At 72.5% G+C, this 23,300-nt stretch carries 23 protein-coding genes; 10 read left to right on the top strand and 13 right to left on the bottom strand.

What is annotated here, in order from left to right:
• Window positions 1-216: 216 nt before the first annotated feature.
• The gene (locus CF165_RS38890; RefSeq protein WP_205661088.1) at window positions 217-3,294 is read right to left on the bottom strand and encodes a glycoside hydrolase family 2 TIM barrel-domain containing protein; all 3,078 of its coding nucleotides are present in this window, start codon (window positions 3,292-3,294) and stop codon (window positions 217-219) included.
• 143 nt (window positions 3,295-3,437) lie between these two features.
• Here CF165_RS38890 and CF165_RS38885 point away from each other — a divergent pair, with 143 nt between their 5' ends.
• Window positions 3,438-4,238, top strand: a complete 801-nt coding sequence (locus tag CF165_RS38885) for an enoyl-CoA hydratase-related protein (protein WP_240521972.1) — start codon at window positions 3,438-3,440, stop codon at window positions 4,236-4,238.
• A 63-nt stretch (window positions 4,239-4,301) separates the two neighbouring features.
• On the opposite strand, the gene CF165_RS38880 is transcribed toward CF165_RS38885, so the two are convergent.
• Complete coding sequence (locus CF165_RS38880; protein WP_093952593.1) at window positions 4,302-6,899, bottom strand: lectin; 2,598 nt, start codon at window positions 6,897-6,899, stop codon at window positions 4,302-4,304.
• A gap of 246 nt (window positions 6,900-7,145) precedes the next feature.
• Between CF165_RS38880 and CF165_RS38875 the strand changes: the two genes are divergently transcribed.
• The gene (locus tag CF165_RS38875; protein WP_093952592.1) at window positions 7,146-7,661 is read left to right on the top strand and encodes a dihydrofolate reductase family protein; all 516 of its coding nucleotides are present in this window, start codon (window positions 7,146-7,148) and stop codon (window positions 7,659-7,661) included.
• Between the two features lie 3 nt (window positions 7,662-7,664).
• Here the strand turns inward: CF165_RS38875 and CF165_RS38870 are convergent, their stop codons facing one another.
• Window positions 7,665-8,435, bottom strand: coding sequence for an SDR family oxidoreductase (locus tag CF165_RS38870; protein WP_093952591.1), 771 nt, complete (start codon window positions 8,433-8,435; stop codon window positions 7,665-7,667).
• Window positions 8,432-9,184, bottom strand: a complete 753-nt coding sequence (locus CF165_RS38865; RefSeq protein ID WP_093952590.1) for an SDR family oxidoreductase — start codon at window positions 9,182-9,184, stop codon at window positions 8,432-8,434. Before CF165_RS38865 ends, CF165_RS38870 begins: the two co-directional genes overlap by 4 nt.
• Window positions 9,185-9,363: 179 nt before the next feature.
• Here CF165_RS38865 and CF165_RS38860 point away from each other — a divergent pair, with 179 nt between their 5' ends.
• Window positions 9,364-10,185 (top strand): SCO4651 family lipoprotein, encoded by an 822-nt coding sequence (locus CF165_RS38860; RefSeq protein WP_093952589.1) that lies wholly within the window; start codon window positions 9,364-9,366, stop codon window positions 10,183-10,185.
• Between the two features lie 7 nt (window positions 10,186-10,192).
• Here the strand turns inward: CF165_RS38860 and CF165_RS38855 are convergent, their stop codons facing one another.
• Entirely contained in the window at window positions 10,193-11,008 is an 816-nt protein-coding gene (locus CF165_RS38855) for an alpha/beta hydrolase (RefSeq protein ID WP_205661087.1), read from the bottom strand.
• Between the two features lie 57 nt (window positions 11,009-11,065).
• Between CF165_RS38855 and CF165_RS38850 the strand changes: the two genes are divergently transcribed.
• A complete protein-coding gene (locus tag CF165_RS38850; protein ID WP_093952588.1) occupies window positions 11,066-11,674 on the top strand; it encodes an SGNH/GDSL hydrolase family protein in 609 nt (202 codons plus the stop codon).
• Between the two features lie 5 nt (window positions 11,675-11,679).
• On the opposite strand, the gene CF165_RS38845 is transcribed toward CF165_RS38850, so the two are convergent.
• Genes CF165_RS38845 through CF165_RS38835 form a run of 3 tightly spaced genes read right to left on the bottom strand, consistent with a single transcriptional unit; the run spans window position 11,680 to window position 13,629 of the window.
• Window positions 11,680-12,411, bottom strand: a complete 732-nt coding sequence (locus tag CF165_RS38845) for a metallophosphoesterase family protein (RefSeq protein WP_020646671.1) — start codon at window positions 12,409-12,411, stop codon at window positions 11,680-11,682.
• Window positions 12,408-13,214 carry a nucleotidyltransferase family protein gene (locus CF165_RS38840; protein WP_093952587.1) on the bottom strand — a complete coding sequence of 269 codons (807 nt, stop codon included), beginning with the start codon at window positions 13,212-13,214 and terminating at the stop codon, window positions 12,408-12,410. The genes CF165_RS38845 and CF165_RS38840 overlap by 4 nt, the downstream gene beginning before the upstream one ends.
• 40 nt (window positions 13,215-13,254) lie before the next feature.
• Complete coding sequence (locus CF165_RS38835) at window positions 13,255-13,629, bottom strand: STAS domain-containing protein (RefSeq protein WP_093952586.1); 375 nt, start codon at window positions 13,627-13,629, stop codon at window positions 13,255-13,257.
• A gap of 113 nt (window positions 13,630-13,742) precedes the next feature.
• Between CF165_RS38835 and CF165_RS38830 the strand changes: the two genes are divergently transcribed.
• The 5 genes from CF165_RS38830 to CF165_RS38810 all read left to right on the top strand — a co-directional run bounded on the left by CF165_RS38830 (window position 13,743) and on the right by CF165_RS38810 (window position 17,053).
• Complete coding sequence (locus tag CF165_RS38830) at window positions 13,743-14,207, top strand: SRPBCC family protein (protein WP_093952585.1); 465 nt, start codon at window positions 13,743-13,745, stop codon at window positions 14,205-14,207.
• 182 nt (window positions 14,208-14,389) lie between these two features.
• Entirely contained in the window at window positions 14,390-15,157 is a 768-nt protein-coding gene (locus tag CF165_RS38825; protein WP_240521971.1) for a hypothetical protein, read from the top strand.
• Complete coding sequence (locus tag CF165_RS38820) at window positions 15,157-15,579, top strand: phage holin family protein (protein WP_093952584.1); 423 nt, start codon at window positions 15,157-15,159, stop codon at window positions 15,577-15,579. The genes CF165_RS38825 and CF165_RS38820 overlap by 1 nt, the downstream gene beginning before the upstream one ends.
• Complete coding sequence (locus CF165_RS38815; RefSeq protein WP_093952583.1) at window positions 15,576-16,187, top strand: DUF3618 domain-containing protein; 612 nt, start codon at window positions 15,576-15,578, stop codon at window positions 16,185-16,187. Before CF165_RS38820 ends, CF165_RS38815 begins: the two co-directional genes overlap by 4 nt.
• A 59-nt stretch (window positions 16,188-16,246) precedes the next feature.
• On the top strand, window positions 16,247-17,053 hold the full coding sequence (locus CF165_RS38810) for an MBL fold metallo-hydrolase (protein WP_093952582.1): 807 nt from the start codon (window positions 16,247-16,249) through the stop codon (window positions 17,051-17,053).
• A 359-nt stretch (window positions 17,054-17,412) separates the two neighbouring features.
• Here the strand turns inward: CF165_RS38810 and CF165_RS38805 are convergent, their stop codons facing one another.
• The 3 genes from CF165_RS38805 to CF165_RS38795 form a co-directional block, all read right to left on the bottom strand.
• Window positions 17,413-17,709, bottom strand: a complete 297-nt coding sequence (locus CF165_RS38805; RefSeq protein WP_093952581.1) for a hypothetical protein — start codon at window positions 17,707-17,709, stop codon at window positions 17,413-17,415.
• Between the two features lie 104 nt (window positions 17,710-17,813).
• The gene (locus tag CF165_RS38800; RefSeq protein ID WP_093952580.1) at window positions 17,814-19,586 is read right to left on the bottom strand and encodes a GMC family oxidoreductase N-terminal domain-containing protein; all 1,773 of its coding nucleotides are present in this window, start codon (window positions 19,584-19,586) and stop codon (window positions 17,814-17,816) included.
• 11 nt (window positions 19,587-19,597) lie between these two features.
• Window positions 19,598-20,284 carry a hypothetical protein gene (locus CF165_RS38795; RefSeq protein ID WP_143268766.1) on the bottom strand — a complete coding sequence of 229 codons (687 nt, stop codon included), beginning with the start codon at window positions 20,282-20,284 and terminating at the stop codon, window positions 19,598-19,600.
• Window positions 20,285-20,715: 431 nt separating this feature from the next.
• Between CF165_RS38795 and CF165_RS38790 the strand changes: the two genes are divergently transcribed.
• Window positions 20,716-21,378, top strand: a complete 663-nt coding sequence (locus CF165_RS38790) for a lytic polysaccharide monooxygenase auxiliary activity family 9 protein (RefSeq protein ID WP_093952578.1) — start codon at window positions 20,716-20,718, stop codon at window positions 21,376-21,378.
• A gap of 37 nt (window positions 21,379-21,415) precedes the next feature.
• On the opposite strand, the gene CF165_RS38785 is transcribed toward CF165_RS38790, so the two are convergent.
• Both CF165_RS38785 and CF165_RS38780 read right to left on the bottom strand, forming a co-directional pair.
• Complete coding sequence (locus tag CF165_RS38785) at window positions 21,416-22,186, bottom strand: sugar phosphate isomerase/epimerase family protein (RefSeq protein WP_093952577.1); 771 nt, start codon at window positions 22,184-22,186, stop codon at window positions 21,416-21,418.
• A gap of 121 nt (window positions 22,187-22,307) precedes the next feature.
• Window positions 22,308-23,096, bottom strand: coding sequence for a hypothetical protein (locus CF165_RS38780; RefSeq protein ID WP_093952576.1), 789 nt, complete (start codon window positions 23,094-23,096; stop codon window positions 22,308-22,310).
• Window positions 23,097-23,300: the final 204 nt, after the last annotated feature.

The raw sequence follows: 23,300 nt of genomic DNA, 5'->3' as shown, positions 1-23,300 counted from the left end.
AACAACCGCCTGCAGACGACCGTCGGCCAGGGCGGCCCGAACTTCGTCCAGAACGCCATCCTCGGCCCGCTCGAGGACAAGCGCGTGGCGACGATCAACCGGATCGCCACCGCCATCGGCCGCAACGCCGCGAAGCCGCAGGGCCTCGACGCGCTCGCTCCCTGCAGCCGCTGACCCGCGGGGCCCGGCGAGGGGTGCGCCTCGCCGGGCCCGTGGTCAGCGGGCCGTCAGGGCACTGATCCGCAGGAAGCCGCGCGCGGTCATGGTGACCCGCACTTCCGTGGTCACCACCGGATCGAACGCGAACGTCGTCGGGTCGTTCGCCCCGGTACCCCACGTGATCCGCAGGTTCCGCACCGGCTCGAAGCCCCGCGGTGTGCGGCAGGCGACCTCCACCGCGACCGGGAGCGTCAGCGTCCCGTCCACCACGAAGTTCGCCGTGACGGCACCGAACCGCTGGGGTGACGGCCACGCCAGGGACACCCAGTCCCCGGAGCGGGGCCGGCTCACCGCGGGCAGCGTCGCCGTCGCCTGCTTGACGTAGAAGTTCGACCAGCCGGTGGCCGGGTTGCCGTCCAGCATCGCCGACGGCAGCGTGTCCGGGGCGCCCGAGTAGCTCGCGTCCGCCGTCGAAGGGGCCGGGACCACGGCCGTCTCGACCGCCCGGGCGCCGGGACCATGGCGCTGACCGAGGTTCGTGCCCGGCACGGTGAGCACGCCGGGAGCCAGCCCCGGCGCGCTCGCCGTCACGGTGATCGGGCCGCGGCCGCCGGACGCCGCGATCACCGCGACCGCCTGACCCTTGAACGCCGGGATCGCCGGCTGCTGGTAGCTCTGGGCGAGCTCCTGCCTGCCGTTGTCCACCCCGGCGACCCGGCCCGGCCCGCGGACGGTGAACCGCAGCACCGGCTCGCCGACGGGCACGACCACCCCGCGGGCGTCCACGACGGACGCGGTCACGAACGTCATCGCCCCGGCCGCCACCGCGGCCTCCCGCGTCTCGGTGGTCAGCTTGACCGCGCGCGGCGGCCCGGCCGTGACGAGTTCGTCGCGCGCCACCTCGCGCCCGCCCGCCCGCGCGATCGCGGTCAGCGTGCCGGGTTCGAAGGGCACGGTCCAGGTCAGGTGCAGCTTGCCGGTGCCGCCGTTCGGGCTGGTGTAGCTGCCGGACGGGTCGTTCTTGTCGTCGCCGGACGGCTCGCTCGTCTCCAGGTACGGCCGTCCGTCCACAGTGGTCTTGCGGTCGAACTTCTTCACCCCGAGCGACTTCCCGTTGAGCAGCAGCTCGACGGTGTCCACAGTGGAGTACACCCACACCGCGACCGGCTCGCCGATCCGGTGGTCCGTCCAGTCCATCGGAGTCAGGTGCACCATCGGTGTGGTGGTCCACTGGCTGCGGAACAGGTGGAAGGCGTCCTTGGGCAGGCCCGCGCTGTCGACCGCGCCGAAGAACGACGTCTTGACCGGGAAGACGTCGTAGGGTGTGGGCTCGCCGAGGTAGTCCTGCCCGGCCCAGAGGAACTGGCCCTGGCAGAACTTCCGGTCCCGGTCCTTCTTCAGCGAGTACTCGCCGCTGAAGGTCCACGAGGCGAGGTTGTTGTCGTAGGACGACGTCGCCCGCTTGCCCGGTGTGTGGTTCTCCCCCGTGTTGAGCAGGTCCGGGTCCTGGTAGACCCCGCGCGTCGAGGTCTCCGACGACGACTCGGACTCGAAGAAGAACTTGTCCGGGTACTGCTTGTGCAACCCGTCGATCGACTGGGCGGTGTTGTAGTTGACGCCGAGGCCGTCGAGCTGCTTGAGGATGAGGTCCTGCGGCGAGCCCGGCGCCGGGACACCGCGGTAGCGGTCCGAGCCCATGACGACCGGCCGCGTCGGGTCGATCCCGCGGACCACGGCGATCAGGGCCTTCGCGATCTCGGGGCCGCCGGCCATCGACGCGTCCGGCACCTCGTTGCCGATCGACCACAGCACGACGGCCGGCGAGTTCTTGGCCGCGTGGACCATTTCGGCGATGTCGCGCGCACTCCAGGCGTCGAAGTCGCGGTGGTAGTCGTACGCGAGCTTGCCGGTCCGCCAGCAGTCGAACGCCTCGACCATCATCACGATCCCCAGCCGTTCGCAGACTGTCACCAGCTGCGGGTCGGGCGGGTTGTGCGCGGTCCGCAGCGCGTTGACGCCCATCGCGAGCATCAGCCGCATCTGGTGCTCCAGCGCGGCCGGGTCGATCACCGCGCCGAGCGCGCCCTGGCTCGCGTGCAGGTTGACCCCGCGCAGCTTCGTCGGCACGCCGTTGAGCGAGAACCCGTGGTCCGGGTGGAACTCGGTGTACCGGAAGCCGAAGTCGGTGGTGGTCGTGTCGAGCACGCGCCCGGCCACGGCCACGTCGGTGCGCACCCGGTACAGCCGGGGCGTGCCGGTCGACCACAGCTGCGGCGCGGCGACGTTCTGCGTGGTGACCGCGGTCGCCGTCCGCCCGGCGGGCACGGCCACCGTGGCCGAGCCGTGCGCCACGACCCGGCCCGCCGGGTCGGTGACCGTCGTGCGCACCTCGGCCGTCACCGCGGCGGCGGAGTCGTTCGCGACGTCCGTCGCCACCCGCACGGTGCCGCGGCCCGCGGCGATGTCCGGGGTGGTGACGAACGTGCCGTGCCGGGCGACGTGCACCGGCTCGGTCACCACCAGCCGGACGCGGCGGTAGATCCCGCTGCCGGAGTACCAGCGGCTGCTGGGCAGCGGGTTCACCGCCCGCACGGCGAGGACGTTCGGCCGCCCGCCGGTGCGCACCCTGCCGGTCAGGTCGAAGGCGAAACCGGTGTAGGCGTACGGGTGGTTGCCGAGCAGTTCGCCGTTGAAGTACACGTGGGCGTCCGAATAGACGCCGTCGAATTCGACCGAAAGGCGCTTGCCCTGCAGCGACGGCGGTAGCGTGAACGTCTTGCGGTACCAGCCGAGCCCGCCGCGGAAGAAGCCGGAACCGCTGCTGGTGCCGCCCTTCTCGGTCGGCGGGAGCTCGATGCTCCAGTCGTGCGGGACGTCGACGACCTGCCACGCCGAGTCGTCGAAGGCCGGGTTCGCGGCGTCGGCGAAGCGGCCGTCCGGATCGGTGACGCCGTCGGGGTTGGCGAGCACGAACCGCCAGCCGGCGCCGAGGTCGGTGTCGCGGCCGGCGATCGCGAGCTCGGGCCGCGCGAGCGCGTCTGCGGCTCTGGCGACCGGCGCGACCGCCGCCGTGACCGCGGCGGCACCGACGCCGCCCAGGACCAGCCGTCTGCTCGGTTCGGGAGTGTTCGGCATCGGCGGTTCCTTCCGGCGCACGGGATGCGGGCGGAAAGCACTATTGCACAAGGGTTTCCGGGTGACCAAAGGGTTCGACAATTTCGAACTGGCCGCATGCCAAGCGACCGCTTAGTATGGTCACCGACCCCGAGGAGGCGGCCTTGACCGAGTCCACTGTGGATGGTGTGCGGTACGCGGCGGACGGCGCCGTCGCCACGCTGACGTTCGACAAGCCCGGCCGCAGCAACGCGATGGACGTGCCCATGCAGGCGCGCTACGGCTCGGTGCTGCGCCGGGCGGACGCCGACCCGGCGGTCCGCGCGGTCGTCGTCACCGGGGCGGGCAAGGCGTTCTGCCCGGGCGCCGACCTGGGCCTGCTCGACGACATCTCGGCCGCTCTCCCGGCCTCGGGCGGCGGGCACGAAAACTGGCGGGACGTGCTGGCGGCCGCGGCGGTCGGCGTCCCGGTGGTGGCGGCGGTCAACGGCGGCTGCGCCGGCCTGGGCTTCGTCATCGCGTGCTCGGCGGACGTCCGCTTCGCGGCGGCGGGCGCGAAGTTCACCACGGCGTTCGCCCGCCGCGGCCTCATCGCGGAGTACGGCATCGCGAAGCTGCTGCCGGAGCTGGTCGGCCAGGGCCGGGCCCGTGACCTGCTGCTGTCCGGCCGGACGTTCACCGCGGAGCAGGCCTTCGACTACGGCCTGGTCCAGGAAGTGGTCCCGGCGGAGGAGCTGGGATTGCGCGCCCACGCCTACGCGACCGAACTGGCGACCTACAGCGCACCCCGGTCGATGGCGGTGATGAAGGCGCAGTTCGCCCGGGAAGCCGCACTCCCGCTGCCGGAGGCGGCCCGCGAGGCGACGGCGTTGATGATCGAGTCGTTCGGCCGTCCGGAGCTGGCCGAGGGCCTGGCGAGCTGGAACGAGCGCCGCCCACCGCGCTTCCCACCCCACCCCGCCTGACCCTCCCGCGGCCGGTCGTGAGTGAGCAACAGCGTTAGAACACTGTTACTCACTCACGACGGGTCAGCCGCGGGTCCAGCTCTGGGCCGGGCTCTGGTTGCAGTCGTAGATCTGCAGCTGGGTCCCGTCGGCCGTGGTGCTGTTCGGGTCGTCCAGGCACTTGCCCGACTGCGGGTTCACCAGCGAGCCCGCCGTGCCCGGCTGCCACTTCTGCGCGCCGGAGCCGTTGCACTGCCACAGCTGCACCTTCGTGCCGTTCGCCGTGCCGCTGTTGCTGACGTCGAGGCAGCCGCCCTGGGCCTGGAACGTCCCGTCGGGACCGGAGAACCACTTCTGCGCGCCGGAGTTGTTGCACGTGTACAGCTGCACGTGCGTCCCGTTCGCCGTGCCGCTCTGGGCCACGTCCGCGCATTTGCCGGCGATGCCCGAGGTCAGCGGCCCCAGGTGGGGCAGCGTGCCGGAGTACGACGGCGGCGGGTTCGACGCCGCCCACGCCGTGTTCGCCGAGGTCCCGAGCGCGAAGGCCAGCGTCCCACCCGCGTTCAGAGCCGACGTCGGCGCGTACGCGTTGTTCCACGCCGAGCCGTTCCAGGTCGCGCTCTGGACGTACGGCGCGTTGTCCGCCGCCGCGGGCGCGTTCACCGTCAGGGTGTTGCCGCTCGGGAGCGTCACCACCGCCTGGGTGAACAGCGGGCTGCCCAGCGCCAGGTCCGCCGTCCCCGGCGTCATCGGGTAGAAGCCCAGCGCCGAGAAGACGTACCACGCGCTCATCGCGCCGAGGTCGTCGTTGCCGGCCAGCCCGCCGGGCGCGTCGGTCCAGATCTGGTCCTGCACCTGCCGCACGACCTTCTGAGTCTTGTACGGCTGCCCGACGTAGTCGTATTCCCACGGCAGCTCGAGACTGGGCTCGTTGCCGAGGTCGGCCTGCTTCCCGCCGCTGCCGTGGAACCCGGCCAGCACGCTGTCGAGGTAGCTGATCAGCGAACTGTTGCCGCCGCGCGCCGCGGCGAGGCCCGCCACGTTGAACGGCACCATGCCGGTGTACTGCCACGACGTGCCCTCGACGAAGTTCGACCCGCTCGCCGGGTCGAACCCGCCGGTCCACGAGCCGTCCGCCTGCTTGGGCTGCATGAACCCGCTGGCGGAGTTGAAGGTGTTCTTCCAGTTCTGCGCGCGGCCGGCGTAGAAGGCCTGGTTCGCGGTGTCCCCCAGTGCCCCGGCGAACGCCGAGAGCGCGAAGTCCGCCGTGTCGTACTCCAGCTGTGTCGAGACCGGGCCGTAGAAGTTGCAGCACTGGTAGGTGCCGTTGGCGGGCAGGTAGCCGGGGGCGTTCGTCGCGTTGAGACCGGGCCGGACGTTGTTGAACGTGCTCGCCTCGCGCAGCATCGCCTGCAACGCCGCCGCCGTGTCGAAGTTCCGCGCCCCGAAGGCGTAGTAGCTCGCGAGGATCGCCGTGCCGGGATCACCGACCATCACGTACGTCTCGCCGTTGTTCTGCGACCACTTGGGCAGCGTGCCGCCCTGCGCGTAGTCGGCGATCATCGACTGCGCGATGTCGCTCGTCTGCGCGGGCGCCACCAGCGCGGACAGCTGCGCCTGCGTGCGGTAGATGTCCCAGCCGGAGAAGTTGGCGTAGTGCGCCGAGTGTCCACTCGCGACGGTGTGCACCTGGTTGTCGAAGCCGATGTACTGGCCGTTGCGGTCGGAGAAGACGTTGGGGTGCAACAGCGAGTGGTACAGCGCGGTGTAGAAGACCCGCTGCTGGGCCGTCGTCCCGCCGGCGACCTGGATCCGGCCGAGGAGGGAGTTCCAGCTGTCGTGCGCGGCCTGCTTGGTCGCGGCGAAGTCGAACGCCGGGATGTCGGCCGCGCGGTTCGCGACGGCGTTGGCCACCGAGACGTAGGAGATGCCGACCTTGGCCTGCACGGTCGGGTTGCTCGTCGTGTCGAACCGGACGTACGCGCTGCCCGGGCCGGCCGCCGGCGCGGCTTCGGCCGTCGCGGTGCCGTGCAGCTTGCCCGGTGACGCCTTGGGGGTCACCGCCGTCGCGGCGGCGGTCCCGCTGGTGGTGAACGGCCGGTCGAAGACGACGTCGAAGTAGAGCGTGTAGGTGAATCCCGCGCCGCAGAAGTGCCCGGACGTGACCGAGCCGGACACCTCGGTCGGGCTGACCACCGTCCAGGTCTGGTTCGACGTGCCGTTCTGGCTGCCGTTGAGCTTGAACTGGAGGTTCGCCTGCGACGTCGCGGGGAAGGTGAACCGGCCGATCCCGGACCGCAGCGCGGTGGTCAGCTCGGTCGTGACGCCGTTGCCGAGGCCCGCCGAGTAGTACCCGGGACTCGCGGATTCGTTGCTGTGGCTGAAGGAGACGCTCGCGCCGGTGTTCACCGCGCCGACGGTCGGCAGGATCGGGACGTCGCCGTCGGCGCCGCAGCCCGGCCCCGACAGATGCGTCAGGCTGAAGCCGGTGATGGCGGAATCCTTGTACTCGTAACCGCCGCCGTCGGGGCGGCTGGGTGTGTCGGGGCTCCATTGGAGCATGCCGAACGGGACGTCCGCGCCGGGGAAGTCGTCCGCGGCGTTGGACGTGCCGATGAACGGGTTGACCAGGGACGCCGGGTCGGTGACGAGCGTCGCCGCGGAGGCGGGTACGGGGATCATTCCGGCTATGGCCAGGAATGTGGCGGCCGAAAACCGCGTGAGGGATCGCAAGACCATGTCACTTGTCCTTCGCCGTTGAGCACAAGTTCAGCCAGTGCGTGACGGAACGGTCCTCGGGGATTGACACCGTTGTCAACGGTCCGTGGTGATCCTGTCGCGTTCCGGACATGGCCGGGTGAAGCCGATGAGTTTTCGCGCCATCGGCCGTCAGTACCGATGTTCGCGCAACCGACGAAAGTGGGAACCATGGCGAAACTGCTCTACGCGTTCAGCTGCTCGGTCGACGGGTTCATCGCCGGCCCGGGCGGGGACATGTCCTGGCTGATCCCGTACCTGGGCCCCGACCCGCTGGTCGATGAGCTGATCCCGCGGATCGGCGCGCTGCTCGTCGGACGGCGGACCTACGGCGGCGACGACCCCCACCGCGGCACCGAAGGCGAGGGCAAGGCGTTCGGCGGCGGCTGGGAAGGGCCGCAGTTCGTGGTCACCCACCGCCCGGCGGCCCCGGCCCCCGACGTCACCTTCATGGGTGATCTCGACGAGGCCGTGGCCGCCGCGAAGGAGGCCGCGGGCGACAAGTACGTCAACGTCCTCGGCGCCGACGTCGCCCGGCAGTGCCTCGACGCCGGCGCGCTCGACGAGATCCTCGCGCTGCCCGTCCCGGTGCTGCTCGGCGACGGCGTGCGGATGTTCGACCACCCGGGCGGCCGGACGATCAAGCTCGAAGTCCTGCGCCCGGACTGGTACCGCGTGGTCCGCTAGGGTTCACAGCTCTCCGACGGCCTCTTCGACCTTGCGCTGCAGCTTGTTCATCCCGCCGAGCCACCGGTCGGTGTCGGTGGCGCGCGCCGCGTAGTAGCCCGCGACCTCGGGGTGCGGCAGCACCAGGAAGCGCTTCTCCTCGATCGCCGCGAACAGCGCGTCCGCCACCTGCTCCGGCTCGATCGCCGACGCGCCCATCAGCAGCTGCCCGGCGGTGCCGGTGCTTTCCAGCATCGCCGTGCGCACGCCCTGCGGGCAGATCGCCTGCACGGTGATGCCGCGGTGCCGGTAGGTCGCCGACAGCCATTCGGCGAACGCCAGCGCGCCGTGCTTGGTCACCGAGTACGGCGCCGAGCCGAGGCTGGTCAGCAGGCCGGCGGCGGACACTGTCGCGACGAAGTGGCCCTTGCCGCGCTCGAGCCACGCCGGCAGCAGCAGGTTCGCCGCGCGGACGTGGGACATGACGTTGACTTCCCAGGTGCGCGCCCACACCTCTTCGCCGCTTTCCGCACCGCCGAAGGGCGCGATCCCCGCGTTGGCGCAGAAGACGTCGATCTCGCCGAGGGTGCCGCGGGCGCTCTCGACCAGCTTCGCGACGCCTTCGGGACTCGCGACGTCTCCCGCGAAGGGCGTCCCGCCGACTTCGTTCGCGACTTCGGCGGCCTTGTCGCCGTCGAGGTCGGCCACGACGACCTGAGCGCCGTCGGCGGCGAAGCGGCGGGCCAGCGCGGCACCGATGCCCCCGCCGCCCCCGGTGACGACGACGCCGGTCACAGGCCACCGCCGAGGGTCACGCCGCCGTCGAGGACCACGGTCTGCCCGGTGATCCAGCCCGCGTCGTCGGACAGCAGGAACGCCACCGCGCCCGCGATGTCGGAGGGCACGCCGAGCCGCTTCATCGGGTACGCCGAGGCGACCTCCTCCTCGCGGCCTTCGTACAGCGCGGTCGCGAACTGCGTCTTGACCACGGCCGGCGCGACGGCGTTGACGCGGATCTTCGGACCCAGCTCGGCGGCGAGCTCGACGGTCAGCCGGAGCAGCGCGGCCTTGCTGACGCCGTACATGCCGATGCCCGGCGAAGCGCGGAGGCCGGCGACGGAGCTGACGTTGACGACGGCGCCGCCGTGCTCGCCCATCCACGCGTCGCGGGCACGCTTGGTCCAGGCCAGCGGCGCGAGCACGTTGACGGCGAGGATCTTCGCCGCCGCGGCCGGGTCGATGTCCAGCGCCGGGCCGTAGGCGGGGTTGATGCCGGTGTTGTTGACCAGGTAGTCGAGCCGCCCGAAGGTCTCGATCGTCTTGGCGACCGTCTCGTCCTGGTGGTCGGTGTCGTCGGACTTGCCCGCCACGAACATGGCGACGTCCGGGCCGCCGAGGGAGCTGACGGCCTCTTCGAGGGCGTCGGGCTTGCGCGCGGTGAGGCAGACCTTGGCGCCGCGTTCGACGAGCGTCTTCGCGATCCCGAGGCCGATGCCCCGGCTGGCCCCGGTGACGATCGCGACGCGATCCTTGAACGAGTTCACGGCAGGGTGTCTCCTTCGGCTGTGGTGCCCGGCACATACCAAGCAGTCGGTCAGTGGCCATTATGCGCGATGCGGTCACGGTCTCAAGGCGGACACACGTCACACCCGGCGGGTCGGCGATGTCCGGATCGTGACCTTCTCCCGATACCTTCCCCCAGCACGACATCGAGGGGGATCCCATGCGGAAGACCGGCCTGATCATCGCCGCGGCGGCACTGGCGCTGACCGCGTGCGACCCCGGTCCCGCCGCTGCGCCACCGGCGGCCCCCGCCACGCTGACCGCGCCGGTCACCGACGTCGCGCAGCTCGTGGCGGGCATCCGGGCCGGCATCGCCGAGACGCCGTCCGCGACCTTCGCCATGACCGCCGTGCTCGGCACCACCACCTCCGACGTTCCCGGCTCGCTCACCCTCGACGGTGGCCGGGGCAGCCTCACGATGGTGATCCAGGGGTCCGAGACCCGCGTGATCCACGGGCGCACCTACACCCGGATGCCCCAGGAAATCATCCCGGGCAAGCAGTGGATGGGCGCCGACCCCGACAGTGCCGACCCGGTCAGCCGGGCGATGGCCGGGGGCGAGGCGCTCATCCAGAAGCTGCCCGACCTCGGCTGGGCGCTGCTGGTGGCCGAACGGTCCGGCCGGATCGTGTCGGCGGAGCAGACCCGGCTCGGCACCCAGCCGGTCAACCACTACCGCCTCGAAATCGACGGCGCGAAGGCGCCGGAGCTGTTCCCGGAGTTCGCGCACCGGGGCGCCGACGACAAGGTGGACAAGCCGATGACCGCCAAGCTGCCCGCCGAACTGTGGCTCGACGCGGCGCGGCGGCCCGTGCGGTTCGCCGTCGACCTGACCACCGCGGCCCCGAAGAACACGCAGGGAGACCCCACGGTGAAGGCCACGACCGACTACCGCGGCTGGGGCAAGGCGGTGGAGATCCCGGTGCCGCCCGCCGACCAGGTCGCCGACATCGCGGAACTCATGAAGAAGATGGGCACCTGACCCGGGCTCAGCGCGGGACCAGCGACAGCACCGCCGCCACCAGCTCTGGGCCGTCGAGCAGGATGGGATCGTTGTGGTCGGCGCCGGGGATCTCCACCAGCCGGGCCGACGCGGCGGCCGCCACCTCGCGGCTCTGGGACGGCGGCACGATCGAGTCCCGGCCGCCCACGACCACCACGGCCGGGACCCGCAGGCGCGCGGCCTGCTCCTTGACCGGGAAGCGGTCGCGCAGCAGCAGGCGCACCGGCAGGTACGGATAGATCTCGGCGCCCACCGCCGCGAGGTCCGTGAACGGGGACCGCAGCAGCAGCCCGGCCGGTGGGTGTTCGAGGGCCAGCTCCGTCACGACGGCGCTGCCGAGGCTCTCGCCGAAGTAGACGATGCGCCCGGGCGGGATCCGCCGGTCCTCGGTCAGGAAGCGGTGGGCCGCGCGGACGTCGAGGGCCAGACCCTCCTCGCTCGGGTCACCCGGATTGCCGCCGTACCCCCGGTAGTCGAGCAGCAGCACGGCCAGCCGCGCCTCCGCGAGCTTCGCGGCCAGTGGGGCCCGGCCCGCCCGGTTGCCGCCGTTGCCGCCCGCGACCAGGACCGTCGCCACCGGGTCCCGGCTCCTCGGGGGGACGTACCAGGCGCCCAGCTCCAGCCCGTCGGCGGTGCGGAGGCGGACGTCCTCGGCGCCGGGCAGCACGCTCGCCGCCGCGGGCACCGGCGCAGGGTCCGGCAGGTAGATCAGCCGCCGCTGGACCGCCCAGACCGCGGCCAGCAGGAGCACCACTACGACCACGGCCACCAGCAGCACCCGCAGGAGCACGGTCCTGGTCAAACGTGACCTCCAGCGCAGGCGGAAACAACGGCGACGTCACCACGTTGTACCCCCGTGATGACTCCACCACTCCGGTTCTGCGTCCTCGGCGACTCGCTGGCGGCCGGCGTCGGCTGCACCCGTGAGGACGACACCCTCGGGCGGCGGCTGACCCGGCGGCTGAGCGACGCGGGCCATTCCGTGCGGCTGCGGGGTTTCGGCGTGCCCGGGGCCCGCTCGGCCGACCTGGAGCGCCAGGTCGGCGTCGCCCTCCGCGAAGGCGTGGACCTGGCGCTGATCGTGATCGGGGCCAACGACCTCGCCGGGTTCGTCTCCCCCGCCACCGGCGCCCGGCAGCTGCACGACGCGGTGGCCCGGCTGGTCCGCGCGGGCGCCCGCGTCGTCGTGGTGCCGGCGCCCGACCTGGGGATCGTCTCGCGCGTGCCGGGCGCCTACCGGCAGCTGGTCTCCGCCGCGAGCGGGCACTACGCGCGTGTCCAGGCCGAAGCCGCGGTCCGCGCCGGGGGTGTGGTCGCGGCGTCCGGCCCCGAACTCGCCGCCCGCTTCGCCGCCGACCCCGCGTTGTTCTCGGCCGACCGCTTCCACCCCTCGTCCGCCGGGTACGCCGTGATCGCCGACGCGCTGGCCCCGCACGTGCTGACCGCGGCCGCGCACCTCGCCGCCTGAGAACGTCAGCGGCGCGCGGACAGCTCGGCCGGGTGGAGCTCGTACAGCGCGTAAGCCTTCCGGATCACCGGCTGGGCCACGTTGCGCACGCGCACCCCGCCGGGCGTCACGCCCTGCTCGCAGCCGAAGTGGGCGTGGCCGTGCAACGCCAGGTCGGCGCCCACCTCGTCGATCGGCTCGCACAGCAGGTACGAGCCGAGGAACGGGTGGATCTCCGGCGGCTCGCCGTGCAGCGTCCCCGGGATCGGCGCGTAGTGCGTCAGGGCTACGACGACGTCCGTGTCGAGACTTTGCAACGCTTTGCGCAACGAATTGGCCGACGCCATGGTGTGCTCGACGAAGTCCTTCATCTCCCGCTCGCCGAAGCGGCTCGCGCACTTGCCGGCGAACCCGCCGCCGAAGCCCTTGACGCCCGCGACACCCAGGGAGCCGTCCGGCAGGTCGAACCGGGCCGCCTCCCCTTCCAGCACCTCGACGCCGGTCTCCCGCAGCAGGTTGGCGATCACCTCGCCGGAGTCGCTGTGGTGGTCGTGGTTGCCGAGGACGGCGGCGATCGGCACGCCCAGCCCGGCGAGCTCGTCGGCCACCACGCGGGCTTCGTCGATCGTGCCGTGCCGGGTCAGGTCGCCGGCCAGCAGCAGGACGTCGGCGGTGCCCGCCAGGTGTTCCAGGGCCGGCCGGAGCAGGCCGCGGGAATCTTCGCCGAGGTGCACGTCCCCGACCGCGGCGATCCTCATGAGATCTCCTCCGCGCTCGCCGGCTCCCGGACGTCGGCGACCCGGACATCGTTGTGCACCAGCTCTCCGGTCAGGTACTCGTGGACGACGGCGTCCACCTCCGTCTTCCGCGCGGGGCAGGTGACTTCGCCGGTCAGGTGGACGTGCTCGCCCCGGACGGTCACGTGCACGCCGAGCTCGGCGGTGCGGGGGTCTTCGGCCAGCGCCCGGCTGAGCCGGGCGACGAGGTACTGCGGTGGTTCGGGCACGAGTGCCTCCTTCGGATCGATCACGGCCAGGTCGCCGAGCAGGCTGAGGAACGCCCGGGCGTACGGGGACGCCGACACCTGCACGGCGACGTCGGTCCAGTCGACCTGCTCGCGCAGGTCGCGGGCGATCTGCAGCAGCGGCTCGAGGTCGCACCGGTGCGCGCTCAGCACGAGCAGCTTGTCCACGAGCAGATCGGTGCCGGAGACGACCGGCGCCGCGGTGGACCCGACCCGCATCAGCGCCGCGCGGTCGAGCAGCTCGTCGGTCACCGGCCGGTGGTTGGGCCGGTGGATCAGGTCGACGAGGATGTCGCCGTCGTAGACCTTCGTCAGCCAGTCTTCCGGCGGGTGCACGCGGCGCAGCCCGGCGGCGGTGAGGACGTCCGCCGCGCGTTCCGCGTCACCGGGCTTGAGGAACAGGTCGACGTCGTGGTCCGACGGCGGCCCGCCGCGGGCGTACACGGCCAGGCCGCCGGCGACGGCGAACCGGATGTCCGTGCCGGTCAGCGCGGTCACGACGCGGGTCAGGCTCTGCAGCAGCGCCTCCGCTTCCATGGCTGGGGACTACCCGCGGGCGGGCCGCGCCTAACGCCGTTCACACGCCGGGCCGCTCCCGCAGCCACGCGCGGGCGCCGGCCAGGGTCGGGTGCAGCGCAAGCGTGGCGTCCAGGCGGCTGAGCCGCAGGGTGCGCAGCACCGGCCGCCGGTCGGTGACGACCGCGAACGGCAGATCCGCGGCGGCGGTCGCCGCGACGAGCTCGGCGATCACCTGCAGGCCCGCCGAGCCGCAGAAGGCGATCCCGCCCAGGTCCACGATGAGCGCGCCCGGGCCGTCGCCGAGGGCGGCTCTCGCTTGCGCGCGCAGCACCGGCGCGGTGCCGAGGTCGAGGTCGCCCACCGCCGCGACGACGACGGCTTCGGGCACGGTGCGGATCCGCACCGTCAGCACGGGCGTCCCGTCGTCGAGCACGGCGCTCTCCCTCCGTCGATGCCTCACCCTAGAACGGTTGCATCGTTTTGTCATCGATTTGCCGGGTAACCCGGAGCCAGCACGATCCCGACCCGAGAAAGGACACGGCCGCGATGAGCACCGTCACCGAATCCGTCGACGTCGAAACCGACGTCACGACCGCCTACAACCAGTGGACGCAGTTCGAGTCCTTCCCGCACTTCATGGAGGGCGTCGACGAGATCCGGCAGCTCGACGACACCCACACCCGCTGGAAGATCAGCGTCGGCGGGCAGACCCGCGAGTTCGACGCCACCATCACCGAGCAGCACCCCGACGAGCGCGTCGCCTGGAAGTCGGACTCCGGCCCGACGCACGCGGGCGTCGTGACGTTCCACCGCCTCGACGACCGGCACACCCGGGTCACCGCGCAGCTCGACATCGACCCGGAGGGTTTCGTCGAGAACGTCGCCGACAAGCTCGGCATCCTCGACCGCCGCGTCAAGGGCGACCTCGGCCGGTTCAAGACGTTCATCGAGGAGCGCGGCGGCCGGGAGACCGGTGCGTGGCGTGGTGACGTCGCACGCCCCGGGAACTGACCGGCCCCTCCACCGCCCCCGCCGTGTCCCCGACGGCGGGGGCGGTCGCGTGCTGTCCGGGCACCCGGCCGGGTGCCCGGTTTATCCCCGGAGCACCCGGGTAGCCAGCCGCCCTACCAGGCCGATGGTCGCCATCGGCACCCAAGAAAGGCGCGGAAGTGCCTCTCCCGCAGGAGGTCGAGATGACGCAGGGACCCGGCGGTCAGTCACCGCCGCAGCAGCAGGGCAGCGGCTCGCCGTCGATGCCGGAAACCGCCAAGGACGAAGCCCGCGAAGTGGCTTCCACGGCCGCCGACCGCGGTGGCGAGGTGGCGCAAACCGCCGCCGACCAAGCGAAACACGTCGCGGCGCACGCCCAGCGGGAAGCCCGCGACCTCCTCCACGAAGGCCGTCAGCAGCTCGAGTCGCAGGCCAAGGACGGCCAGCGGAAGGCGGCCGAGAGCCTCCACCAGCTGGCCGGTCAGCTGGAGCGGATGGCGGAGCAGACCGACTCGCCCGGCGTCGCCACCGACGTCGCGCGGCAGGTGTCCGACCGGACGCGCTCGGTCGCCAACTGGCTGGAGCACCGCGAACCGGGCGACCTCCTGGACGAAGTGCGGCGCTTCGCCCGCCGCCGTCCCGGCACGTTCCTCGTCGGCGCGGCCGTGGCCGGTGCCCTCGTCGGGCGGCTCACCCGGGGTGTCGTGGCGCAGCAGAAGGAAGAAAGCTCGCCGAACGGCCAGGCGAGCATCCCGCAGCCGCACGCCGGCCCCGCCGCGACCCCGCCCGTACCGCAGCCGGAGGACGCCGGATACGCGACGCCCGCCGGGTACAACGGGCCGCAGCCCACGGAAGCCCTCCCGCAGCCGAGCCGTCCGGCCGCGGCTCCCGGCGGGTACACCGCGCCCCAGCCCCCGGAAGCGCTGCCGCAGCCGAGCCCCCGCTTCTCCGCGCCGGGGCAGGTGCCGTGATGACGCAGGGACCCGGGCCCGCGGCCGACCGGCCCGTCGACGTCGCCGACAGCTCGGTCGGCGAGCTGATGTCCAACGTCATGAAGGACCTGTCCACCCTGGTGCGGCAGGAAATGGAGCTGGCGAAGGCCGAAGTGAAGGCCGAGGCGGGCAAGGCCGCCAGGGGCGCGGGCATGCTCGGCGGCGCCGGGTTCGCCGGCTACATGGTCGTGCTGTTCCTCTCCCTCGCCCTGTGGCAGGGCTTGGCGAACGTGATGGACGCGGGCTGGGCGGCGCTCATCGTCGCGGTGGTGTGGGTGATCGCCGGCGCCGTGCTCTACGCGACCGGGCGGCGCGAGGTCCGCCGGATCAACCCGAAACCCGAACGCACCGTCGAGACCCTGCAGCAGGTCCCGGACGCACTGAAAGGCGAACGACCATGACCGAACCGGAGCGGATCCGCCGCGAAATCGAAGGCACGCAACGAAATCTCAGCACGGACGTGAACGCCCTCACCGAGAAGGTGACCCCGGGCCGGATCGTCGAACGCCGCGTCGGCCGGATGCGCACGGCGTTCGGCACCGCGCGGGACCGTGTCATGGGCACGGCTACCGACACCGCGTCGACCGCAGGCGACAAGGTGGGCTCCGTCGCCTCGGCGGCCGGGGACAAGGTGAGCGACGCCGCCGACGCCGTGAGCGACGCGCCGGCGTCGATCCGCCGTGGCACGCAGGGGAACCCGCTGGCCGCCGGCCTGATCGCGTTCGGCGCCGGCTGGCTCGTGTCGTCCCTGCTGCCCGCGAGCGAGCCGGAGCGCCGGCTCGCCGGACAGGCCACCGACCTCGCCCGCGAGCACGTGGCGCCGGCCGCCCAGCACGCGGCCGAAGAGCTGAAGGAGAACCTGCGCGAGCCCGCGCAGCAGGCGGCGGACTCGGTGAAGTCCGAAGCCGCGGACGCCGCGTCCACGGTCAAGGACGAAGCGCGTTCGGCGGCCGGCGACGTCACCGGCCGCGCCCAGGAAGCCCGGGAGAACGTGCGGTCCCAGGGCTGAACCACCACTCCGGGGCACGGTCACCCGGCCGTGCCCCGGACCCGGGGAAAGGACTGCCGATGCCCGCGTTCGCACCTCCGAGCGGCAACTCCCTGATGTTCGTCGGGACCGCGACCACGGTGCTCCGGCTGGGCCCGTTCACCCTCCTGACCGACCCCAACTTCCTGCACCGCGGCCAATGGTCGTACTTCGGCCAGGGCCTGTTCTCCCGGCGGCGCACCGAACCCGCGCTGCAGCCGGGGGAACTGCCGCCGCTGACCGCCGTGGTGCTGTCCCACCTGCACGGCGACCACTTCGACCGGATCGCCTCGCGCGAGCTCCCGCGCGACATCCCCGTCCTCACCACCGAGCACGCCGCCAAACGCCTGCTGCGGCGGGGGTTCCACGCGCCGCTCCCGCTGCCGACGTGGACCAGGGAAACCTTCTCCGACGGCGACGCACGCCTGTCGGTGACGTCCGTGCCCGCCCGGCACGCCCCGGGCCCGGTGCGGCGGTTGCTGCCCCCGGTGATGGGCAGCGTGCTCGAGTACCGCGCGGACGCGGAAGCCGATCCGCTGCGGATCTACCTGAGCGGCGACACCGTCATCCACGACGAACTGCGGACGATCCGCGACCGGTTCCCGGATCTCGACCTCGCGGTCGTCCATCTGGGCGGCACGCGCGCGTTCGGCGTCCTGGTCACCCTCGACCACCGCGGCGGGGTGGACCTGCTGAACCTCCTGGAGCCCCGGCGCGCGGTCCCGGTGCACTTCGACGACTACGGCCTGTTCCACTCCCCGGTGTCCAACTTCCTCGAGGAGGTCCGGGTGCGCCGGCCGCCGGCCGAGGTGCACCTGCTGCAGCGAGGCGAATACCTGTCGTTGTGAGTCACGGCCAGGGTTCGTCGGCGCCGGGAAGGAGCGCCTCGCGGCGCTGATCGGCGACGTCGTTCGGCGGCGTGAACTCGTCGGGCACCGTGGTCCCTCCCCTTCGTACCCCTCCGCCCGGTCCCGGCGCCGGTGCGGCACCGGGACCTGCGGAGGAACCAGCGTGTCGAAACCGTTTGCCCGTTGACTGCGCGAACTTCGCCGCGCCCATACAACTCTGACGGCTCCCGGCACGCGGGCGTCGCTGCCGCGATGGTGCGCCTGGAGGCGCGGTGGCCGGGACTGCCGTGTCCTACCGGCCGCTGTCGGGGCAGGCAGCGTACGCCGGCGCCGTGGGAAACCCGGGCGCCGTCACGGCATCACTCCCCTTCCGTCCGTGTCCGTCCGCTCTTTCCGGTCGGGTTCGGCGGAGGGGATCGCTCCCGGCGTGGGCACTTTCCGGCGAGCAGCCGGGCACCCGGGCGCCGCCGTGGCACGCCGAGCACCGCGGCCGGGCGGGGAAGCCCGGGCCGGGGCCGTGCGGGAACCGGTGGCGGGGGCGGGCCGAAGTTCGCGGCCACGATCGCGTCGAACTCCGCCCGGACCCACGCGGGGTCGGCCAGCACCAGCTCGGCGAACCCGTCGGCCGCGGCCGAACGGGCGATCTTGTCCGGCATCGTCGTTCACTCCCCGGATCGTCTCGCGATGTCACCAGGTCATGTCCTGCGTTTCCCTTACTTCTATAGCACCAACCACAGATCGCTTCAAGTCCTCACAGGACTCAAAGTCCGCGCGCCAGAACCGCTTGCGTGACACGGTCGTCGACGGACGACGTCGGCGTTTCCGTCCCCACCCACGGATCGCCGCCGAAGTAGCGCCGGAAGATGTTCTCCGCGGTGCGGGTCGCCACCGCCTGGGTGGTCAGCGTCGGGTTGGCGCCGCCCGCCGCGTTGGCCAGCGCCGAATTGTCGGCGACGAACAGCCGGTCGACCCAGCGAGCCTCGGCCGTGCCGTCCAGCACCGAGTCGGCCGCGTCGAGCCCCATCCGCATGCTGGACTGGACGTGCAGCAGCAGCGGCGCCCAGTCCAGCCGGTGCACCCGCCGCGCGCCCGCGAGCCGCATCAGCTCCACCGACCGCGCGGCGAGGTACTCGCGGTTGCGGCGAGTCCGCGCCGTGCGGGCGCGGTGGCGGACCTCGACGCGCGGCACCGGACCGTGCGGGTCCGGCGGGATCACCGGCGACCGGGTCACCCGGTTCTCGGGCTGGACGTCGTCGTCGGTGACGACCAGCGCGGTGAGCAGCCGGTTGACGTCGGCCAGCGCGTCCTTGAGGTCGGTGCCGACGAGCCTGCCGAGCGTGTCGGCACCCTGCGGGCCCACCCCGGCGCCGTTGTCGTAGTAGCCGGACATCCCGGCGTCGCTGTAGGCGAACGCGAACGCCTGCAACGCCGGCGGGAGGCAGACGTTCTCGACTCCGCCGTAGCCGGGGAAGTCCATCCGGCAGTTGGAACCCGCCCCCTTCGACTCGCCGGTGTATTCGTCGAAGACGCCAACGACCCAGTCGAGGTGGTGCTCGGTCAGCCCCCGCCCCACCCAGTCGTTGGGGTTGGGCAGGCCGCTGTTGAACCACAGCCGCGGGTTTTCGACGCAGCCGCCCGCGAGCACGACCACGCGCGCCTCGACGGTGTGCAGCGCGCCGTCGGGCGTGCGGAAGACGACCCCGCGCGCCACCGTCCGCGAGCCGGTCTCCTCCGCCAGCACCCGCACGACGTAGGCGTCGGTGATCAGCTCCGCCGCCCGGCCGCCGGGCGACCACGCGTCGGCGGTGAGCATCATCGGCACGTAGGAGTTGTCGGTGGAGCGCTTGGCCTTCAGGTTGCGCGGGGCGCGGCGGGGTTCGAGGCAGCCCTGGAAGCAGTGCCCGCAGAAGGTGCAGCCCCGCGCTTCGGGGAAGAGCAGCCGCGCGGGGTCGTCGGTGCGGCCCGCCGTGCCGTGCGGCTGGAGGATCGCGTTCTCCTGGGCCCGGTAGGACGGGCCGCGCAGGTCCTTCCAGGTCTGGTGGACCAGGCCCAGGCGTTCGGCCCCGCGGAAGAAGACGGCCTCCTTGGTGCCCATCGGCGCGGTCTGCACCGGCAGTGTCGCCTCGCACCACTGGTAGTAGGGCCGGAGTTCGGCGTAGGAGAACGGGAACACGTGTGCGGTGTCGTACTCGGCCCGGTCGGCGCCTTCGTAACCGGCGAACGCCCCGGCCGGCGGACGCGGGTTGTTGCCGAAGTAGTGCAGCGTCGTCCCGCCGACGCCGGCGATCTGCCAGACGAACGAGTTCTGCGGGAAGTCCCGCAGCCACGGCGCTTCTTCGCGCCGCGACGGCCCGACCCGGAACCGCCCGGTGATCGGGTCGTTGGTGTCGTCCTCGAGCCGGGTCCACTCCTGTTCGGGGCGCAGGTGCCGGGCCCCGGCCTCGAGCACGAGCACGTCGAGCCCGCGAGCGGCCAGTTCCTTGGCCACTACGGGCCCGCCGCCGCCCGCCCCGACGACCACGATGTCGCGCATGGGACGCCTCCTCAGTCCGTCACCCGATCGATTCCGCGGTAATAGCCGCGGAATTCGTTCCAGCCTTCGCCGATCCCCTGATAGGCGCTGATCTCCCAACCCACCGGAATCGCGGTCAGCCGGTTCGTGGCCCGGTCGAACACCCCCGCGTCGGAATAGGAGACGAATGCGGCCAGCGTCGGCATCGTGTCGAGGAAGAATCGCACCGGCGTGCCGTCGGCCAGTCCCGGTTCTTCGAGACGGCGGAACACCTCGACCTTGCCCGTGAAGGCGAGATTGGCGAACGACGCCGCGAACGGGCCGAGCGCGGACCCCGGGTCGACCTCCACCGCGACGAGGTTCAGGATGGCCGCCACGGCGGCCGCGCCGGGCAGGTTCAGGTCGAACGGCCGACCGACGATCGGGTACGGGATCGCCTGGTCGTAGACGTACCGCAGGGCCGGACCGGCGCCTGCCGCCACTCCGCCGTCGGAGCCGGAGGTCCGTCCCTGCCGGACGGAAAACGGGTCCCGGCCGGGCACGAGGAACGCCGCGAGCCCGGCCATGGCGTCGTCGACCGGGGGCAGCGGAAGGACGGCGGCCTCGGCCGGGAGGGTCCCGCCGAAGGCCAGGAGAAAGGGAATCGCCGCGGCGCCGCCGAGCACCGCGCGACGCCTGATCGGCCACGGTTCCCCGGGCTCCTGAACAGGAGGAGTCATGATCACCACCACGTTTCGCGTCCGGTCGGGAAATGCGCGTCGGAAACGTTCGCGCCTGACGACTTTAGGCGCGTTCCGCACATTCTCCGGCCGGCACCGCCAGATCACCCGATCGGCCCTCGCGCGTTGTGGTGGCGGACGGGGTTCGCGGCACTTCTCCCGTCTTCCCGTGACAAGTTTTCCGGATACGCCCGTGCGGAGCAGCCGCCGCACCCCGCGCTCACGGCGCGTTCCCGGGCCCGGGGCCGATCGAGCGGCGCCGGGTCCGGGACTTTCGGCTGTTCAGGAGCCGTTCAGTCCGGCAGCGCGCCGGAATGCGAAGCACCGCAAGGGGTCCCGGCGATCGGAGTGTGGCCGGTGACGGTCGGTGCCGCGTATGGTCGTCCGCCTTGGGAGCGCTCCCGATTCCGGCCCCGACGAAGGAGGACAGCGTGGTTCCCCGTCCCCGAAAGACCTTGCTCTCCCTGGTGGTGACGGCGGTGAGCGCCGTGCTGCTGGGCGGCGTGCTGACCGGCGTCGCCGACGCGCACGGTTCGGCCACCGACCCGCCGTCGCGCAACTACGGCTGCTGGAACCGCTGGGGCAGCGACTTCCAGAACCCGGCGATGGCGACCAAGGACCCGATGTGCTGGCAGGCCTGGCAGGCCGACCCGAACGCGATGTGGAACTGGAACGGGCTCTACCGCGAAGGGGTCAAGGGCAACCACCAGGGCGCGATCCCCGACGGCACGCTGTGCAGCGGCGGCCGCACGCAGGCGCCCCGGTACAACGCCCTCGACACGGTCGGCGCGTGGCAGATGGCGAACAAGGACAACCGGTTCACCCTCACCATCACCGACCAGGCCCACCACGGCGCCGACTACCTGCTGGTGTACATCACCAAGCAGGGCTTCGACCCGGCGACCCGGCCGCTGGGGTGGGGCAACCTCGAACTGGTCGCCCAGACGGGCCGCTACGCACCCGCCGGGCAGTACCAGGTCGCGGTGAACGCGGGCACCCGGACGGGACGGCACGTCGTCTACACGATCTGGCAGGCGAGCCACCTGGACCAGTCGTACTACTTCTGCAGCGACGTCGACTTCTCCGGACGCTAGCCGCTCGGGAGGCCGGGCGGCACCCGCCCGGCCTCTGTCACCGCGGCGCGTACCTGCCGAACCAGGCCGCCGCCGCGCGCAAGGGGATGTCGACCGGCGCGATGGCCGGGTACCACGCCTTTTCCCACTCCAGGGAGACCCAGCCCGACCACGAACGCAGGAGTTCGCCGCACTCGCCGAGCGGGACCGCACCCTCCCCCGGCGGCACCGGGGTGGGATCGTCGAGGCTCACGGCGTCCTTGACCTGGAAGTAGCCGAGGTAGGGGCCGAGCACGTCGCGGGTGGCGGCCGGCGTCTCCCCGGCGCGCAACGGGTGGACCGCGTCCCACAGGACCGCGGCCAGCTCCGGTTCCCCGAACCCGGCGACCAGGCCCAGGGCCGCGGCGCCGGTGGGGTGCGAGTCGTGCGTCTCGACCAGCAGCCGCACGCCGGCGTCGCGCAGGTCGCCGAGGACCGCGCCGATGCGGGGCCGCGCGTCCCCGTCGCCGCCCGGGAAGACGCGCACCGCCGGCGCACCGATCCGGTGCGCCAGGCCGATCAGCGCCTTCAACTCGTCGATCACGGGCTCGTCGGCGCCGGGCGCGGCGACCTTCGCGTATCCGGCCAGCGCGGCGACGGCCAGTCCGTCCTCGGCCAGGGCGGACCGCACCCGGTCGGTTGCCGGGCCGGACAGTCCCAAGTGGACTTCCTCGTCCGGGTGCACGCGCAGTTCGAGGCCTTCGCAGCCGTGCGCGAGCGCGGTACGCGCGGCTTCCCGCACCGGAACACCCGGCATGCCCAGCGTGCTGACCGCGAACCGCCACCCCATCGACGACCTCCGCTCGTTCCGGCGACCGCCCGAGTGTAAGCGCTTTCTCTCGGCCTTCGACTCCGGACATGCCGCTGTCCGCACCCGGAACGCCCGGGTGCGGACAGCGGACACCGGCCCGTCAGGCCTTGTTCTGACCCCGCCCCGCGGGCGCACGACCGTTCGCGCCCTCGGGCTTGCCGGCCGGACCCGGCTGGGCCGCCGCCGGCTTCGCGGCCTGCTCCGCCGGCTTCGCGGCCGGCGGCGAAGCCGGCTTGTCGGCCGCGGGCTTCACGGCCTGCTCCGCCGGCTTCACGGTCGCGGGCTTCTCGGTGGGCAGCGCGGCCGTGGTGCCGCTCGGCTGCGACGCGGGCTTCTCGTCCGGTTGCCCGGAGGTTTCCGCCTCCGCCAACGGGTTCGATCGCCGGACCTGCACGACCGCCACGATCGCGGCGGCCACCGCGCCCAGCGCCACCAGCCACGGCCAGCGCGCCCGCTTGGTGCGTTCACCGCGGGCCACGCTCTTCGCTTCCTGGAGCGCCACGGCCAAGTCCCGCTTCGCCGCCGTCACGACCTTGCGGCGGGCACGGCCCGACTCCCCCGCCGACCCCACGACGGCCGCGACCGCCTGTGCCGCCTTGCGGCCCGGGTCGCGCATCTTCGCCGCCCGGGCCAGCACCTCGTCGCGAGCGGCGGTGGAGTTCGCCAGCACGTCGCGGCGCGAGGACCGCGTGCTCTTGTCGAGGTCCTTGGTCGCCGCACGGCCGACCTTCGCGAGTTCGTCCTTGCCTTCGGCCAGCTTCCGGTCGGTGATTTCGACCGCCCGCGCGGCCGCGGCCGCACCCACCCTCGCGGCCTCCGCGGCGAGATCCCGTACGCCGGCCGCCGCCGTCTTCACCGATCGCCCGACCGGGGCGTCGCCCTGGCTCATGTGATCACCTCTCACTCGTCGCAGCAGGCTGAGCCTGCTCAGCTCACACCTGTGGGCTACCCAGCGGAGGGCCGTCCGGAACCTGGACCACCCATCGGCGTCACACCGGACCGGCGAACGGCCGTTGCGGACGGCTCTTGCCGGGCTCTACGGTGACGGCTCCGGCGGTTCAGCCGCGAGCCGCCTGCCCGGGCCGTTGACAAC

Origin of the sequence: Amycolatopsis vastitatis, from assembly GCF_002234595.1 — a bacterium.
Taxonomy (GTDB): domain Bacteria; phylum Actinomycetota; class Actinomycetes; order Mycobacteriales; family Pseudonocardiaceae; genus Amycolatopsis; species Amycolatopsis vastitatis.
Note: the sequence above shows the minus strand (reverse complement) of the source record. Positions and strands in the feature narration are given on the sequence as shown.